The sequence below is a fragment of the Pseudonocardia acidicola genome (genome assembly GCF_012911935.1).
In the GTDB taxonomy this organism is placed as follows: Bacteria; Actinomycetota; Actinomycetes; order Mycobacteriales; family Pseudonocardiaceae; genus Pseudonocardia; species Pseudonocardia acidicola.
Map to the genome: position 1 here is coordinate 1 of NZ_JAAXLA010000118.1, position 13,318 is coordinate 13,318.

The window sequence follows — 13,318 nt, forward strand, 5'->3', positions numbered from 1 at the left end:
CCCGTGCGCGGAAATAGTCGCCCCGGCGACCGTTTTCGCGCACGAGCGCGCAGCGCCACCTCACCCCCAGATGTCTTCGAGGTAGCGGTCGGCGCTGCGCAGCCCGGTGAGCCAGGCCCGGGCGTCGGCGACCGACGCGCCGGTCCGGTCCTGGAAGATCTGCTCGAGCGCCGCGCGCACGCCGGGAGCCATCGTGGAGGCGTTGCCGCACACGAACACGATCGCGCCCCGCTGCAGCAGCGCCCACACCTCGTCCGCGCAGTTGCGCATCGCGTCCTGGACGTGGCGGCGCTGCCCGCCCGGCACCCGGGAGAACGCGTTCTCCACCCGGGTGACGCCCTGTTTCTCGAAGTCGCGCAGCTCGTCGGCGTAGAGCAGGTCGATGTCCGGGTTGCGGCAGCCGAAGAACAACAGCGACTCCGCGATCGGCACGCCCCGGTCGCGCAGCGCGGCACGCTCCTGCAGGAAACCGCGGAACGGTGCCAGCCCGGTGCCCGCCCCCACCATGATCATCGGCAGGTGCGGGTTCTCGGGCGGCCGGAACGGGATCGTCGGTTCCCGGACGAACACGAACACCGTGCTCCGCTCCGGGCTGCGGCGCAGATGGGTGGAGCAGATCCCGCGGAACTCCCCGGCGCCGGACCGGGCGGGCGCCTGCAGGACCCCGGCCGTGATGCTGCAGACATCCGGGCTGACCAGCGGTGAGGACGAGATCGAGTAGTACCGGGGCCGCAGCGGGGGCAGCAGGCCGAGGTAGACCTCGAACGGCACCGCGCAGGCCGGGAACTGCTCGAGCAGGTCGATGATCGACCGGTTCGGCTCGAAGACCTGCTCCCGGTAGCGGGCCCGGGACTCCTCGTCGTCCCCGGTCAGCGCCTCCAGTGCCGCGCGGGTCGGCGGGTCGTCGGTGTAGCCGGCGAGCGTCTGGATGTCGGCCCGGGTGGCCACGTCCTGCAGCTCGACGCAGCTGCCCAGCACGCCCAGCACCGGCGTCGGCTCGTCGATCGGCAGGTGGGTGTGGTCACCGGAGCTCGGGATGATGGTGGCGTACTGCCCGGCGTCGAGCCCGAAGCGCTGCAGCACCCGTCGGATCAGGTCGATGTCGTTGCGCGGCAGTACCCCCAGGTGGTCCCCGGCGCGATAGCCGACCCCGGCCGGGAGCGTGATCTCCAGATGCCGGGCGGACCGGCCGCCCGGGGCGCGCCCGCTGCTCTCGAGCAGTTCGCGGTTCACCCGCACCGTCGCGGGCTGCGCCCGGTAGGACATGATCACCGGGTTGGTGAGCTGCCGGTTGGTCAGGGTGATCGACAGCCGCGGGCCGGTGACGGCCGGCTCGGCGACGGTCGCCGGGAGGTCGACTGCGCCGGCGACGGCGGCCCACAGCCCGGCGTGCCATGCGCGGTAGCCGGCGTCGAAGTCGGCCTGCGCGTTGCCCTCGCCGCGGGGGTGGATCCGGCGGCCGCCGTGCCTGCCGAGTTCGGTGTCGAGCAGCGTCGGCACCGCCTGGTAGGTCGCCGCCCAGTCGGTGTTGCCACAGCCGAAGACGGTGTAGGACACCCCGGCGCACGCGTCCGCCGCCGTCGCGGGGTCGCGCAGCCACCGGCAGAACGCGGCGGCGTTGTCCGGCGGTGTGCCGTTGTAGGACGAGCACACCAGGACGGTCGCGCCGCCGGCGGGCAGATCGTCGACGTGGTCGTCGAGCGCGCCGAGGGTGACCGCGAAACCGCGCTCGGTGCCCTCCTGGGCCAGCCGGGTGGCGATGGCCTCGGCGGTGCCGAGGTTCGACCCGAACAGCACGTTCAGCGGGGTGCCGTGCCGGTTCGCCGGCACGGCCGCAGCGGTCACGGTGGTGGCGGGCCGGTCTGCGGGGGTGGCCGCGAGCGCCGGGCCGGACCGGTCGATCGGGTGGTCGGCGCGCGGCCGGACCTGGATCCGGAAGTCCTCGGGCTTGACGGTGAGCGTGGTCCTGGTGTGCAGCTGGTAGTCCAGGTGGTCGATCAGGTCGAAGCGCTGCAGCACCATGCCCAGCACCAGCGTCGCCTCCTGCAGCGCGAACTGCCGGCCGATGCACGCCCGCTGGCCGGTGCCGAACGGCTTGTAGACGTTCGGTGAGATCGTGGCCAGCCGCTCCGGCGCCATGTGGTCGGGGTTGAACTCCCCGGCGTCGGGGCCCCAGACCGACGGGTCGCGGTGCAGCGCCGGGGTGAGCACGGTGAGCGGGGTGTGCGCGGGGATCGCGTACCGGCCGCCGATCACGGTGTCCCGGTAGGGGTACCGGTTGAAGGCGGGCGCGGTCGGCCACAGCCGCAGCGATTCGTCGAGCACTTGCCGCACGTTCGTCAGGCGTTGTGTCTGCTCGAATGTCGGCCACGCGTCGGTGCCCAGCACGTCGTCGACCTGGGCGCGGGCCCGCTCCAGGAACACCGGGTTCTTGATCAGGTGGTACAGGGCGAACGAGAGCAGGCCCGACGTCGTCTCGTGCCCGGCGATGAGGAACGTGATGCACTGCGCCCGGATGTTGGAGTCGGGCAGGCGCTCGCCGGTCTCCTTGTCGACCCCGGTGAGCATCAGGCCGAGCAGGTCGGTGTTGTCCGCGGCGTCGCCCTGCGCGCGGCGCTCGGCGACGAGCCGGTCGACCAGGTCGTTCATGAACGCCTGGTCCTCCTCGACCTGCCGCTGGGCCCGGATCCTGAGCCGGGTCTGGATGGGCAGCTGGCGGATCCGCGCCTGCGACTCCGCGAGGGTGCGCACCATCGCCGCGACGAACGGGTGCTGGGTGTCGCGGTAGAACGAGTTGAAGCGGTAGCCGAACCCGCACAGCGCGATCGTGTCGAGTGTCAGCCGGGTCATGTCGGCGGGAACGTCGATGTCCTCGCCCGGGTTGAGCCGCGCCCACTTCTCCATCAGCTGGTCGGCGATGTCGAGCATCTTCGGCTGGTAGCCGCGCATCGCCTGCAGGCTGAACGGCGCCATGAGGATGGTGTGCGCGCGGTGCCACAGTGGATCGTGGGTCTCGGCGGTGAACAGCCCGGTGCCCGCCGGGCCCTTCCGCAGGTTCGCCAGGCCGCCGCCGACGAGCTTGTCGAACCGGGAGTCGTCGCAGATCTCCTCGACCAGATCGGGGCCGGAGACGATCAGGCGCACCCCACCGGGGACGGTCAGCTTGAAGATCGGTCCGTACTCCTGGGCCATCCGGACCAGACCCTCGATGGGGCCCTCGGTGTCGATGTCGAAGACGTTGCCGATCAGCGGCAGTCCCCGCGGTCCGGGGATCTCGTCGATACCGATGGGTGCGCTCACGAGGTCACTCCTCTCGGGCGGTGGACCAGCAGGGCGACGCTCATCGACACCACCCAGGCCGGGAACACCAGCAGGATCGCGGGGTGGAACGTCGTGCTGAGTAGCAGGAACGCCGCCACGAGATAGCTGAGCAGGGCCACCCGGCGCGGCAGCATCCCGGCCGCCCGCGCCATCCCGGTGGTCGTGATCATGTACATCCCGGCGGCGCGCACGCCGTAGACGAAGACCATCGCGTACCCGGCGGCGGCCAGCGCCCGGGCCACGTCGGGTGGCGGCGGCGGAGCGTTCGAGAACCGGGTGAGCAGGGCGACGGCCCCGACGGCGGCCGAGCCGGAGAACAGCATGCAGACGAACACCACGCCGCTCGCCAGGTGCAGCCAGTGCGGGATCTGCGACCACGACCGCGGCCGCAGCACCTGGATGAGCGTGCGGGTGGCGATCATGTGCCAGATGCAGGCGATGCCCGCGAACGGCACGACGTACAGGCCCAGGATCACCAGCGTGCCCTGGCGGCCGTCGCGGTAGAACGCCGCGTAGTCGGCGTCGGGCGCGGCGAGGCCCGGGGCCTGCTTCACCAGGACGAGGCCGACGGTGAACAGCACCGCGAAGCCGATCCCCGACCACCCGGCCATCCGCGCGTGGCCCAGCGTGCGGGGGCGCCCGGCGGTCGGGGCCGCGGCGGCATCCGACGTCCCATCCCGGCGCCGGACCGGCATCCGCATGGTCCCCCCTGTGCCGCCGTCCACCAGTGCGGGGAGCTCCGTACGCCCCGGCGGAACCGCACGATCGGGACGGTCCTCCGGAAGCGCCCGGCTGTCTAGGGACCTTGGTCCCGCCGGCCGCGGACCGGGGCGGGGACCGCGGGCGCGGGGGCGGTCCCCGCAGCACTACTGTCGGCGGCATCAGCGAGACACCGCACGATCCCGTCCCCCACGCGTCGGCCCGTACCCGGGACTGGGTGCACGAGGCGATCCGGCTGGTCGAGGCCGACGCGAACCGGTCGGCGGACACCCACCTGCACGTCCTCCCGCTGCCACCGCAGTGGGGTGTCGAGGTCTACCTCAAGGACGAGTCGGTGCACCCCACCGGCAGCCTCAAGCACCGGCTGGCGCGGTCGTTGTTCCTCTACGCGCTGGCCAACGGCTGGGTCACCGAGCGCACCACCGTCGTCGAGGCCAGCTCCGGCTCCACCGCGGTGTCCGAGGCCTACTTCGCGCGGCTGATCGGCGTCCCGTTCGTCGCGGTGATGCCGCGCGCCACCAGTCCGGAGAAGATCGCGCTGATCGAGCGTTACGGCGGGCGCTGCCACTTCGTCGACCGCGCACCGGACATGTACGGGGAGGCCGAGCGGCTGGCCGCCGAGTGCGGCGGGCACTACATCGACCAGTTCACCCATGCCGAACGGGCCACGGACTGGCGGGGCAACAACAACATCGCCGAGTCGATCATCTCCCAGCTCGCGCTCGAGCAGCACCCGGTCCCGGAATGGATCGTGGTCGGCGCGGGCACCGGCGGCACCTCGGCGACCATCGGCCGCTACCTGCGCTACCGGCGGCTCGCGACCCGGCTGGCGGTGGTCGACCCGGAGGGCTCGGCGTTCTTCCCGGGCTGGGTCGCCGGCGTCACCGACTACAGCACCGGCCTGCCGTCGCGGATCGAGGGCATCGGGCGGCCCCGGATGGAGCCGAGTTTCGTGCCCAGCGTGATCGACCTGATGATCCCGGTGCCCGACGCGGCCAGCGTCGCCGCGGCCCGGCACCTGCACGGCGTCACCGGGCGGTGGGCGGGCGGCTCCACCGGCACGAATCTGTGGGGGGTGTGGCAGCTCGTCGCGCGGATGCGCGCCGAGGGCGTCCGGGGCAGCGTCGTCACCCTGATCTGCGACGGTGGCGAGCGCTACCGGCACAGCTACTACGACGACGAGTGGGTCGCCGCGCAGGGTCTCGACCTCGCGCCCTACACCGCGACCCTGGAGCGCTTCCTCGCCACCGGGACGTGGTCCCCGCCCGATCCTCCCGCCTGACCGGCTGCCACCGGCGCCGGCGCCCGTTCGGGGTACCCCCGGCCCGTTCTGCCCGTTTCGGCGCTGCGGGTGATGCACTGTCAGGATGAGCCGGATGACGGGATTGTCGGCACCTCGACCAACTGCGCCGGCGGCGTCACGCCCTGGAAGACGTGGCTGACCTGCGAGGAGACCGACGCGCGGGCCGGGTCGAAGGGGTACCGGGGGGACCACGGCTACGTTGTCGAGATCGATCCGTTCGACCCGGCCGCCAACCGGGATCCGCAGCCGATCACGGCGCTGGGCCGTTTCGAGCACGAGGCCGCGGTCGAGCCCGCGCCGCCACGACGGGCAGGTGTGGTTCTACGACCCGGCCCGCGCGACGCTGACGTTGACGCTGCTGTTCGGCGCGGTGGACGACGACCCGTTCGACGGCCCGGACAACATCAGGGTCTCCCCGCACGGCGGGGTGATCGTCGCCGAGGACGGGCAGGGCGCCCAGTACCTGCTCGGGGCCACGGCCGACGGGGTGACGTTCCCGGTCGCGCGCAACGACGAGGGCGCGGAGTTCACCGGCCCGGTCTACTCCGCCGACGGCGCGGTGCTGTTCGCCGACATCCAGCAACCCGGTGTCACGTTCGCGATCGCCGGCCCGTGGCGGCGAGCCTGACCGGTGTCGCACGGCGCGCCCGGCGCCGCCGCACGACGAGCACCAGCAGCCCGATCCAGGACAGCGCGATCGCCGCGGCCATCGCCGTGCGGATGCCGACGACGGCGTGGGCGGGGTAGACGACACCGGTCAGGTAGGTGTCGATGAACCCACGTGGCAGGCCCTGCTCGCCGGCGCGGCGCCGGGCCCAGTCCTCGACGTCGGTGAGCGGGCACGTCACCCCGACGGTCACGGCGAGCAGGCCCCAGATGACGGCTCCGATGTGCGGCACGATCAGCCATCGTCGCCACCAGGCGAGGAAACCGCCGAGCGCCAGGAAGACCAGGAAGGCGAAGTGCGTCGCCATCGTCAACTCGGCGAGAACCTGGTACGCCACGGCCGCCTCCGGGTCCGGATCCGGATCCGACGTTACGCCGGGAGGTCAGGAGCCGGAACCGCCGCTCACGGGCGCTCGAGGACCCGGGCGGTGGCCAGCAGCAGCGGCTCGCTGCCGGGGCGCCCCACCAGTTGCACGGTGACCCACTCCACGCCCCACCGCACGGGGGCGACGATCGCAGGCAGCCCGGCCAGGTTCCAGGCCTGTGTGTAGGGGATCCGCCGGGCCGAGTCCAGCAGCGTGAACAGGTAGCCGCGCCCGGTCATCGTCCCGGCCTCGACCGGCGGCCCGGCGACCGCCGGGAGCAGCAGCAGGTCGTGGCCGCCCTCGTCCATCCAGGACACCATGCGGTCCCGCCACGCCGTGGCGACGCCCGGGCGCGGCCCGCCGAACCGCAGTACCCGGCGGCCCTTGCGTGCGATGGTCGCCGTCCGTCGCTCCAGCCGGCTGTCCTCCAGGCCGAGCGCCTCGACATCGCGGGCGACCCCGGCGTGCCAGCGGCGGGTCCACTGCGAGGTCAGTGCCAGCGGGTACGGCGGGTCGGCGGTCTCCAGCCGCACCCCCTGTTCGGCCAGCCGGCGCGCGGCCTTGCGCACCGCGTCCCGGTAGGCCGGGCGCAGCCGGGCGATGGGAGACGGGCTGCGCAGCGACATCGCCACCCGCGACGGCGGCCCCGGCTCGGCGGCGGCGCGACCCGACAGCACCTCGAACATGATCGCCGCGTCGGCGGCGGTGCGGGCGATGGGTCCGGCGACGCTCAGCCCGCACCAGTGCTCCTCGGCCCCGCCGGGCAGCGGCACCACCCCGGCACCGGGCTTGAGCCCGACCAGACCGCAGTACGCGGCCGGCATCCGGATCGAGCCGCCGCCGTCGGTGCCCAGGGCGAGCGCGGCCATCCCCGCGGCGACCGCGGCAGCGCTGCCGCCGCTGGAACCGCCCGGGTCGAGCGCCTCCGCGCGCGGGTTGCGGGTCACGCCGAGGGCCGAGTGCGTGAAACCCCAGATGGCCAGCTCCGGCATCCGCGTCTTGCCGATCACCACCGAGCCGGCCGCGCGCAGCCGTTTGACCAGCTCGTCGTCGCGGCGGGCAAGGGTCTCCGACGTCGCCGCCGAGCCGTGCCGGGTCGGGAAGCCGGCCACGTCGACGTTGTCCTTGACGGCGACCGGAACACCCGCCAACGGCAGCGCGAACCGGTCCGGGCGGGCGTCCACCCCGGCGGCCTCGGCGAGCACCCGCTGCGGGTCGACGGCCTGGAAGGCGCCGATCACCCCGTCCTGCTCGGCGATTCGGGCCAGGTGCGCACGCGCGATCTCGACCGCGCTGCTGCGACCGTCCCGCACGCGCCCGGCGAGCTCCACGGCGCTCAGTCCGGTCAACCCCCGGGGGGCGACGGAAACGCTGCCAGCCATCGGCACACCTTGGCATCTGCGCCGGTCAGACGCGTTGCGACCCGCCGGGCGCCGTCGTCACCGAACGGGGCATATCGCATGCGGACGGTGAACGCAGGTAGCGGGGAGCCGAGGCCCGTACCGTCGCTCAGGGAGCGCTGTGGATCGCCTCACCGAGGGTCTGGTTCGCCAGCGGCAACCGGGAGTCGACGGCCCGCAGCACCTGGCTGTGTCCGCCGAGCGAACCCATGGCCGCGGTCACCGGGGTGAGCGCCTGGGCCCCGACCACCATCGGGATCCCGGTGGCCAGCGCCCACACCACCAGCAGGGTCGTGCCCGCCGCCGCGACGGCGCCGAGTGCGTGGTCGACCACCCCCAGCTTGCCGTGCACGAGCCCACGGGAGACCAACCCGCCGATGGCGCCACCGACCCACATGCCGAGCAGCAGGCCGAGCGCCAGCCCGGTCAGCCGCAGCAGCCCCTGGGCCACCGGGCCGCTTCCGGCCGGTGCGAACACCGCGGCGAGCGGCAACGCGATCGCGGTACCGACCAGCAGGCCCACCAGTCGCCCGGTGCGCTCGGCCCCGCCGGAGCGGCGGAAGCCGGCGACCGCGGCCAGCAACACGACGGCGATCAGGATGAAGTCGAGCACGGTCAGGTTGTCCGGCACGGTGACCTCCTCAGGCGGCCCATGCCTTCGAGGCTGCCCGCGAATGCTGAAAGGACCCTGAAGGTCACCGGAGGAATATGGCGGAGGCGGACGGGAATCGAACCCGCCTGGCCGAGATGCTCGACCACGTCGGTTTTGAAGACCGCGAGGGCCACCAGGCACCCAGACGCCTCCAGGAGCGGAGCTTAGGGCAGCGGACGGTCAGCCCGCCGGGCGCAGGGCCTCCGGCACGCCCTCGGCCACGTCGAACAGCGTGAGCAGGCCGGTGGCCTCGAGTGCGCGGGTGACGATCCGGGAGCCGCAGACCAGCCGCAACCGGTGCCCGCGCTGCTCGGCGTCGTCCTTGGCCGCGACGAGGACGGCCAGCCCGGCCGAGCCGAGGAAGGTCACCGCGGACAGGTCCAGCACTACCAGCGGGACCGTCGGCAGGTGCTCGTCCAACCGGGCGCGCAACACCGGCGCCGTCAGGGTGTCGATCTCGCCGAGCACGTGGACGACCAGGGCATCACGCCCGTGGCCGACCACCTCGAACCGGACGACCTCATCCGCCGTCGTGTCACCCGTCTCGGCGGGGGACTCACCGCTCATGCGCACCGTGCTCCTCGACACCTTTCGCGGACTCGTGGTGCGGACTGTGGTCTCAACCGCACGACAACCCTACGACCCGCCGTCGGGGGCACACAACAAAGCTCCTCCCGACGCGTTTAACACAATGTGATGGCGGGCACAGTCGCGGTAGTGGCCGGCGGTTTGGCCTCGAGGAGGACGACGTGTACCGCAAATCCCCCAAGGCCGACACCACACGCATCGGCCAGGTGCTCGCCGGATGTGACTTCCCCGCCGCCAAGTGGCAGCTCATCGCGCACGCCGAACACTACGGCGCAGACGCCGGCACGCGGGCTGAGCTGTGGTCGCTTCCGGTGACGACCTACCCCGACCTGGCGGCTGTCCTGACCGCTCTCGGCCTGCTGGCCCCGCCCACCCGGGTGCGGCCGGGCTACCGGACGCAGCCCGGCGTGCAGGCCGCCGCCCGGGCGCGTCCGCCCCGCTGATCCACCCCGATGGCTCGTCGATCTCGCACGGGCCTGCGAAGCTGCCGCCATGGCAGATGAGTTCGCGGTGCGCGTCGCGGTCCGTAGTTACGAGGTCGACGCCAACGGCCACGTCAATCACGCGGTGTACCACCAGTACGGCGAGCACGCGCGGATGGAACACCTGCGGGTTGCGGGTTGCTCACCGGTCCGGCTGAATGCGCGCGGCTGGGGCGTGATCCTGCTGGAGACCCACGCGCGGTTCCTCTCCGAACTGCTGCTCGGCGAGCAGGTCGAGGTCAGCTCGCGCGTCGCGTTCGGCACGGGCAAGACGTTCCGCATCGAGCACGTCCTGCGCCGGGTCCCGGAGAACGTCTCCGAGAACGGGGCCGCGCCGGACGCACGGGTCGCCGCGGAGATCAGCTGCCGGATGGGCCTGCTCGACATGACCGCCCGGCGGTTGGTCGCCGACCCGGCGGCCCGGCTGGCCGAGGTCGCGACCGAGCCGGCGTTGCTGGGCCTCGGCAGCGGCTGACCCTCGCGGGCCCGGCCCGGACCTGGCGGACCGGGGCCGGGCCGGGCCCGGCCGGGTCCTGCCGTGGCGTCTGCTGCGGCCCGCCATCGCCTACAGCGCGACGGCGGCCCGGGTGTTCGGACGCCCGTCGGTGTCGTCGGGCTCGTCCGGCCGGCTGGTCAGCGGCGGCACCCGGCCACCGGCGCGGCGCGCGGCCCGGCGCGCCCTGAGGTACGCCCAGGGTCCGGCCATCAGCCCGCGCAGCCGCTCGCGCCCGGCGTCGGCCGGCATCCCGTCGCCCGCCCCGGTCTCCCGGTCGGAGATCCGGCGCAGCTGCGCCACCGCGGCCGGTAGCCGGCGCAGCGCGGCCCACCGGGCCCGCCGGTCGAGCGCGACCTTGGTGAGGAACCCGCCGAGGCCGACGGCGTAACCGCGCAGCTGGGCGCGCAGCGCGCCCGCGTCGGGCCGGTGGTGGTGCCAGACGTACGCGCTCGGCTCGTAGCCCAGCACGTGGCCGGCGAGCACCAGCCGGACCATGAACTCGCAGTCCTCGCCGCCGTGCGTCGCCGAACCCGGGCCGAGAGCCTCGTCGAAGCCGCCGACCGCGCGGGCGATGTCGGCGCGCACGGCCAGGTTCGCGCCGATGCCGAACAAGCCGGGGGAGAACGGGAAGATCGGCGAGTCGGCGGGCGGGTCGGCCAGGGAGAACCGGCGCGTGGCGAACCCCTTGTTCCACGCCAGCGCGGTGTCGGCGGCCAGTTCCTCCTCGGTGGCCAGCTGGGCGGCGAGCACCGGGCCGCTCACGCAGGCCAGGTCCGGGTCGGCGGCGAACGCACCGGCCATCCGGCGGGCCCAGCCCGGGTCGACCTCGGTGTCGTCGTCGGTGAACACGACGATGCGGGTGCGGGCCTCGAGCAGCCCGCGGTTGCGGCCGACCGACGCGCCGCGCCGTGGCTCGCGCACGTAGCGCACCCGGGGGTCGGCGAGCGCGCGCACGGCGTCGGCGGTGCACTCGTCGTCGGGGTCGTTGTCGACGACGAGCACGGTGATGGCGGGGTGATCACCGGCGAGCACGCTGCGTACGCAGCGGGCCAGACTGTCCGCCCGGCCGCGGGTCGCGATCACGACGGTCACCGGCTCGGTCGACGACGGCGGCACCGCCGGTTCGTGGGCGGGGTCGAGCTGTGCGTCGACGACGGCGCGGATGATGCGTGCGTCCGCCCGGCCGGCCTGCAGCGGCACCGTGACCAGGCCGACCGGTGCCCCACCGGCGGTGACCAGCAGCCGGGCGGCCGCATAGCGGCTGCCGACGGTGAGGTCGGCGATCGGGGCCCGGCGATCGAGCTCGCCGACCCAGGTCGGACCGGACTGCGACATCGGGATCGTTGCTCCCCTTCGGTGTTCGGCGACTGCTGAGCGTTGCTCGAAGCCATTCTTCCAACACTCCCTGTGACCGCGCTGAAAAGGTGATCCCAGCGGCAATTCGCCTGGTCCGGCACAGGCCGTACGCTTCCGGGCCGTGCTGGACGGGCTCGCGCCGGTGGCCGGCCGGAAGCGCGCGGCGGGCCGGCGCCGCCATCCCGCTGTTCGCCGGGCCGCCTGTGGAGGTTGCCGCCCGGCGCCGGATCGACGGGTCGATCGGTGAGCCGCTGGCCTTGGCGCGCGACCCGGGCCGGCGCGACGCACGTGCTGGTGCTGCTGTCGCGGCCGAGCGCGGAGCCACGGCCGGGCGCCGACGGCACGCTGTCGTGGTGGGCGCGTGGTCTCGACCGCGTCGTGGCCGGGCTGGGCACGGTCGCGCAGGGCACCCGCCGCTACGGCGCCGACCTGCGGATGATCATTGACCCGGCGCGCCCGGACCGCGGGTCGGCGCGGCCGCCGGCGATCGAGCCGTGCCGCTCCACGGGGATGGGCGCTCCGCGTGGATCCCGGGCAGGTGGGTGCGGCGGTCCGGATCGGGCACGCGCCGGCCCGGGCGCCGCTCGACGCCGTGGCGGGTTGATCCGGTACCGAGTGTTCCGATCATCGAGCGACACCCGGCCCGCGGGGGAGATAGCGTCGCGTCCATGGGTGGAATGGACACCGGCCGACGGCCGCGGGCCGGCATCGTGGTCACCGGGAGCGAGCTGCTGACCGGGGTCATCGCCGACCGGAACGGGCCGTGGCTGGCCGAGAAGCTGAGCGAGCTGGGCTTCGAGGTCGCGCACCTGCTGGTGGTGGGCGACCGCGCCGGGGACCTCGCGGAGGCGCTGCGGTTCATCGCCGACGCGGGGGCCGAGCTGATCGTCACCAGCGGCGGTCTCGGGCCGACCGCGGACGACCTCACCGGCGAGGTCGTCGCCGGGTTCGCCGGGGTCGACCTGGTCCTCGACGAGGCCATGGAGGCGCACATCGCGACGATCCTGGCCACGTGGGCGGCCCGGACCGGGTTCGGTGGGCCGGCGCTGGAGGCGGCCAACCGCAAGCAGGCGATGGTGCCGCGCGGCGCGATCCCGCTCGACCCCGTCGGCACCGCCCCCGGCCTGGTCGTCGACCGGCCCGGTGGCCCGCTGGTGGTCGTACTCCCCGGGCCGCCCCGTGAGCTGCAGCGCATGTGGCCGTCGGCGCTGGCCGCGGCGCCCGTCGCCGCGTTGCTGGACCGGGTCCCGAGGGCGGCCGCCCGCTCGCTGCGCTACTTCGGTCTGCCCGAGTCCGAGATCGCCGCGACGCTGCGCGCGATCGAGGCCGAGCAGGACCTCTCCGGCGTCGACATCACCACTTGTCTGCGGCACTCCGAGCTGGAGGTCGATCTGCGGCCCCGGCCGGGGACGGAGGACGTCGCGGCGAAGCTGGCCGACGAGCTCGCCGCCCGGCACGCGAAGCACCTGGTCAGCGCGAACGGGGAGAGTACCGACGAGCTGGTGGCCCGCGCGCTGCTCGATGCCGGGCTGACCGTCGCGACGGGGGAGTCGTGCACCGGCGGCCTGCTGGCCGGCCGGCTCGTCGACCGGCCCGGCTCGTCGGCCTACGTCGCAGGCGGGGTGGTGGCCTACTCGAACGAGGCCAAGGTCGAGATGCTGGACGTCCCCGCCGAGCTGATCTCCCGGCACGGCGCGGTCTCCCCGCAGGTCGCCCGGGCCCTGGCCGACGGCGCCCGGTCCCGCTTCGGTGCCGACATCGGTGTCGGGATCACCGGCGTGGCCGGCCCGGACGGCGGGACGGAGGCCAAGCCGGTCGGCTACGTCTGCTTCTGCGTCACCACCGCCGCCGGGCGGGTGATCAGCCGCGACCCGGTGCTGCCGGGGGGCCGGGCCGACATCCGCGAGCGCTCGGTGGACCTGGCGATGCATCTCATCCTCCGCGCCGCCGGCGGCGCGGAGGATGAGAT

Annotated in this window: 12 protein-coding genes, 1 tRNA gene and 1 pseudogene; 6 read left to right on the plus strand and 8 right to left on the minus strand. The window is 73.8% G+C overall.

Annotated elements, in window-relative coordinates; genetic code table 11:
- Positions 1–60 precede the first annotated feature (60 nt).
- Both HF526_RS32890 and HF526_RS34870 read right to left on the minus strand, forming a co-directional pair.
- Positions 61–3,300, minus strand: coding sequence for a bifunctional cytochrome P450/NADPH--P450 reductase (locus HF526_RS32890; RefSeq protein WP_338051916.1), 3,240 nt, complete (start codon positions 3,298–3,300; stop codon positions 61–63).
- The gene (locus HF526_RS34870; RefSeq protein ID WP_211178156.1) at positions 3,297–4,022 is read right to left on the minus strand and encodes a hypothetical protein; all 726 of its coding nucleotides are present in this window, start codon (positions 4,020–4,022) and stop codon (positions 3,297–3,299) included. Before HF526_RS34870 ends, HF526_RS32890 begins: the two co-directional genes overlap by 4 nt.
- Before the next feature lie 236 nt (positions 4,023–4,258).
- Between HF526_RS34870 and cds1 the strand changes: the two genes are divergently transcribed.
- The 3 genes and pseudogenes from cds1 (at position 4,259) to HF526_RS32900 (ending at position 5,972) form a co-directional block, all read left to right on the plus strand.
- A complete protein-coding gene (gene cds1, locus HF526_RS32895; RefSeq protein ID WP_338051917.1) occupies positions 4,259–5,323 on the plus strand; it encodes an L-cysteine desulfhydrase Cds1 in 1,065 nt (354 codons plus the stop codon).
- 72 nt (positions 5,324–5,395) lie between these two features.
- A pseudogene (locus HF526_RS35985) lies at positions 5,396–5,615 on the plus strand (alkaline phosphatase PhoX); the annotation flags it as partial.
- A gap of 42 nt (positions 5,616–5,657) precedes the next feature.
- Positions 5,658–5,972, plus strand: a complete 315-nt coding sequence (locus tag HF526_RS32900; RefSeq protein WP_338051918.1) for an alkaline phosphatase PhoX — start codon at positions 5,658–5,660, stop codon at positions 5,970–5,972.
- Here the strand turns inward: HF526_RS32900 and HF526_RS32905 are convergent.
- The 5 genes from HF526_RS32905 to HF526_RS32925 all read right to left on the minus strand — a co-directional run bounded on the left by HF526_RS32905 (position 5,935) and on the right by HF526_RS32925 (position 8,994).
- The gene (locus HF526_RS32905; RefSeq protein WP_169385565.1) at positions 5,935–6,348 is read right to left on the minus strand and encodes a DUF2784 family protein; all 414 of its coding nucleotides are present in this window, start codon (positions 6,346–6,348) and stop codon (positions 5,935–5,937) included. The two genes, HF526_RS32900 and HF526_RS32905, sit on opposite strands and share 38 nt — an antisense overlap.
- 65 nt (positions 6,349–6,413) lie before the next feature.
- Positions 6,414–7,757, minus strand: a complete 1,344-nt coding sequence (locus HF526_RS32910; protein ID WP_169385566.1) for an amidase — start codon at positions 7,755–7,757, stop codon at positions 6,414–6,416.
- 127 nt (positions 7,758–7,884) lie between these two features.
- Positions 7,885–8,406, minus strand: coding sequence for a CvpA family protein (locus tag HF526_RS32915; RefSeq protein ID WP_169385567.1), 522 nt, complete (start codon positions 8,404–8,406; stop codon positions 7,885–7,887).
- 78 nt (positions 8,407–8,484) lie between these two features.
- Positions 8,485–8,580 (minus strand) — tRNA-Sec (locus HF526_RS32920).
- 27 nt (positions 8,581–8,607) lie between these two features.
- A complete protein-coding gene (locus tag HF526_RS32925) occupies positions 8,608–8,994 on the minus strand; it encodes an STAS domain-containing protein (protein ID WP_169385568.1) in 387 nt (128 codons plus the stop codon).
- Between the two features lie 182 nt (positions 8,995–9,176).
- Between HF526_RS32925 and HF526_RS32930 the strand changes: the two genes are divergently transcribed.
- The gene (locus HF526_RS32930) at positions 9,177–9,458 is read left to right on the plus strand and encodes a DUF2795 domain-containing protein (RefSeq protein WP_169385569.1); all 282 of its coding nucleotides are present in this window, start codon (positions 9,177–9,179) and stop codon (positions 9,456–9,458) included.
- Positions 9,459–9,507: 49 nt separating this feature from the next.
- A complete protein-coding gene (locus HF526_RS32935) occupies positions 9,508–9,972 on the plus strand; it encodes an acyl-CoA thioesterase (RefSeq protein ID WP_169385570.1) in 465 nt (154 codons plus the stop codon).
- 90 nt (positions 9,973–10,062) lie between these two features.
- On the opposite strand, the gene HF526_RS32940 is transcribed toward HF526_RS32935, so the two are convergent.
- Entirely contained in the window at positions 10,063–11,328 is a 1,266-nt protein-coding gene (locus tag HF526_RS32940; protein WP_169385571.1) for a glycosyltransferase family 2 protein, read from the minus strand.
- A 689-nt stretch (positions 11,329–12,017) separates the two neighbouring features.
- On the opposite strand from HF526_RS32940, the gene HF526_RS32945 reads away from it, so the two are divergent.
- Positions 12,018–13,318 (plus strand): competence/damage-inducible protein A (locus HF526_RS32945; RefSeq protein WP_169385572.1); only part of this gene is annotated, 1,301 nt, incomplete at its 3' end.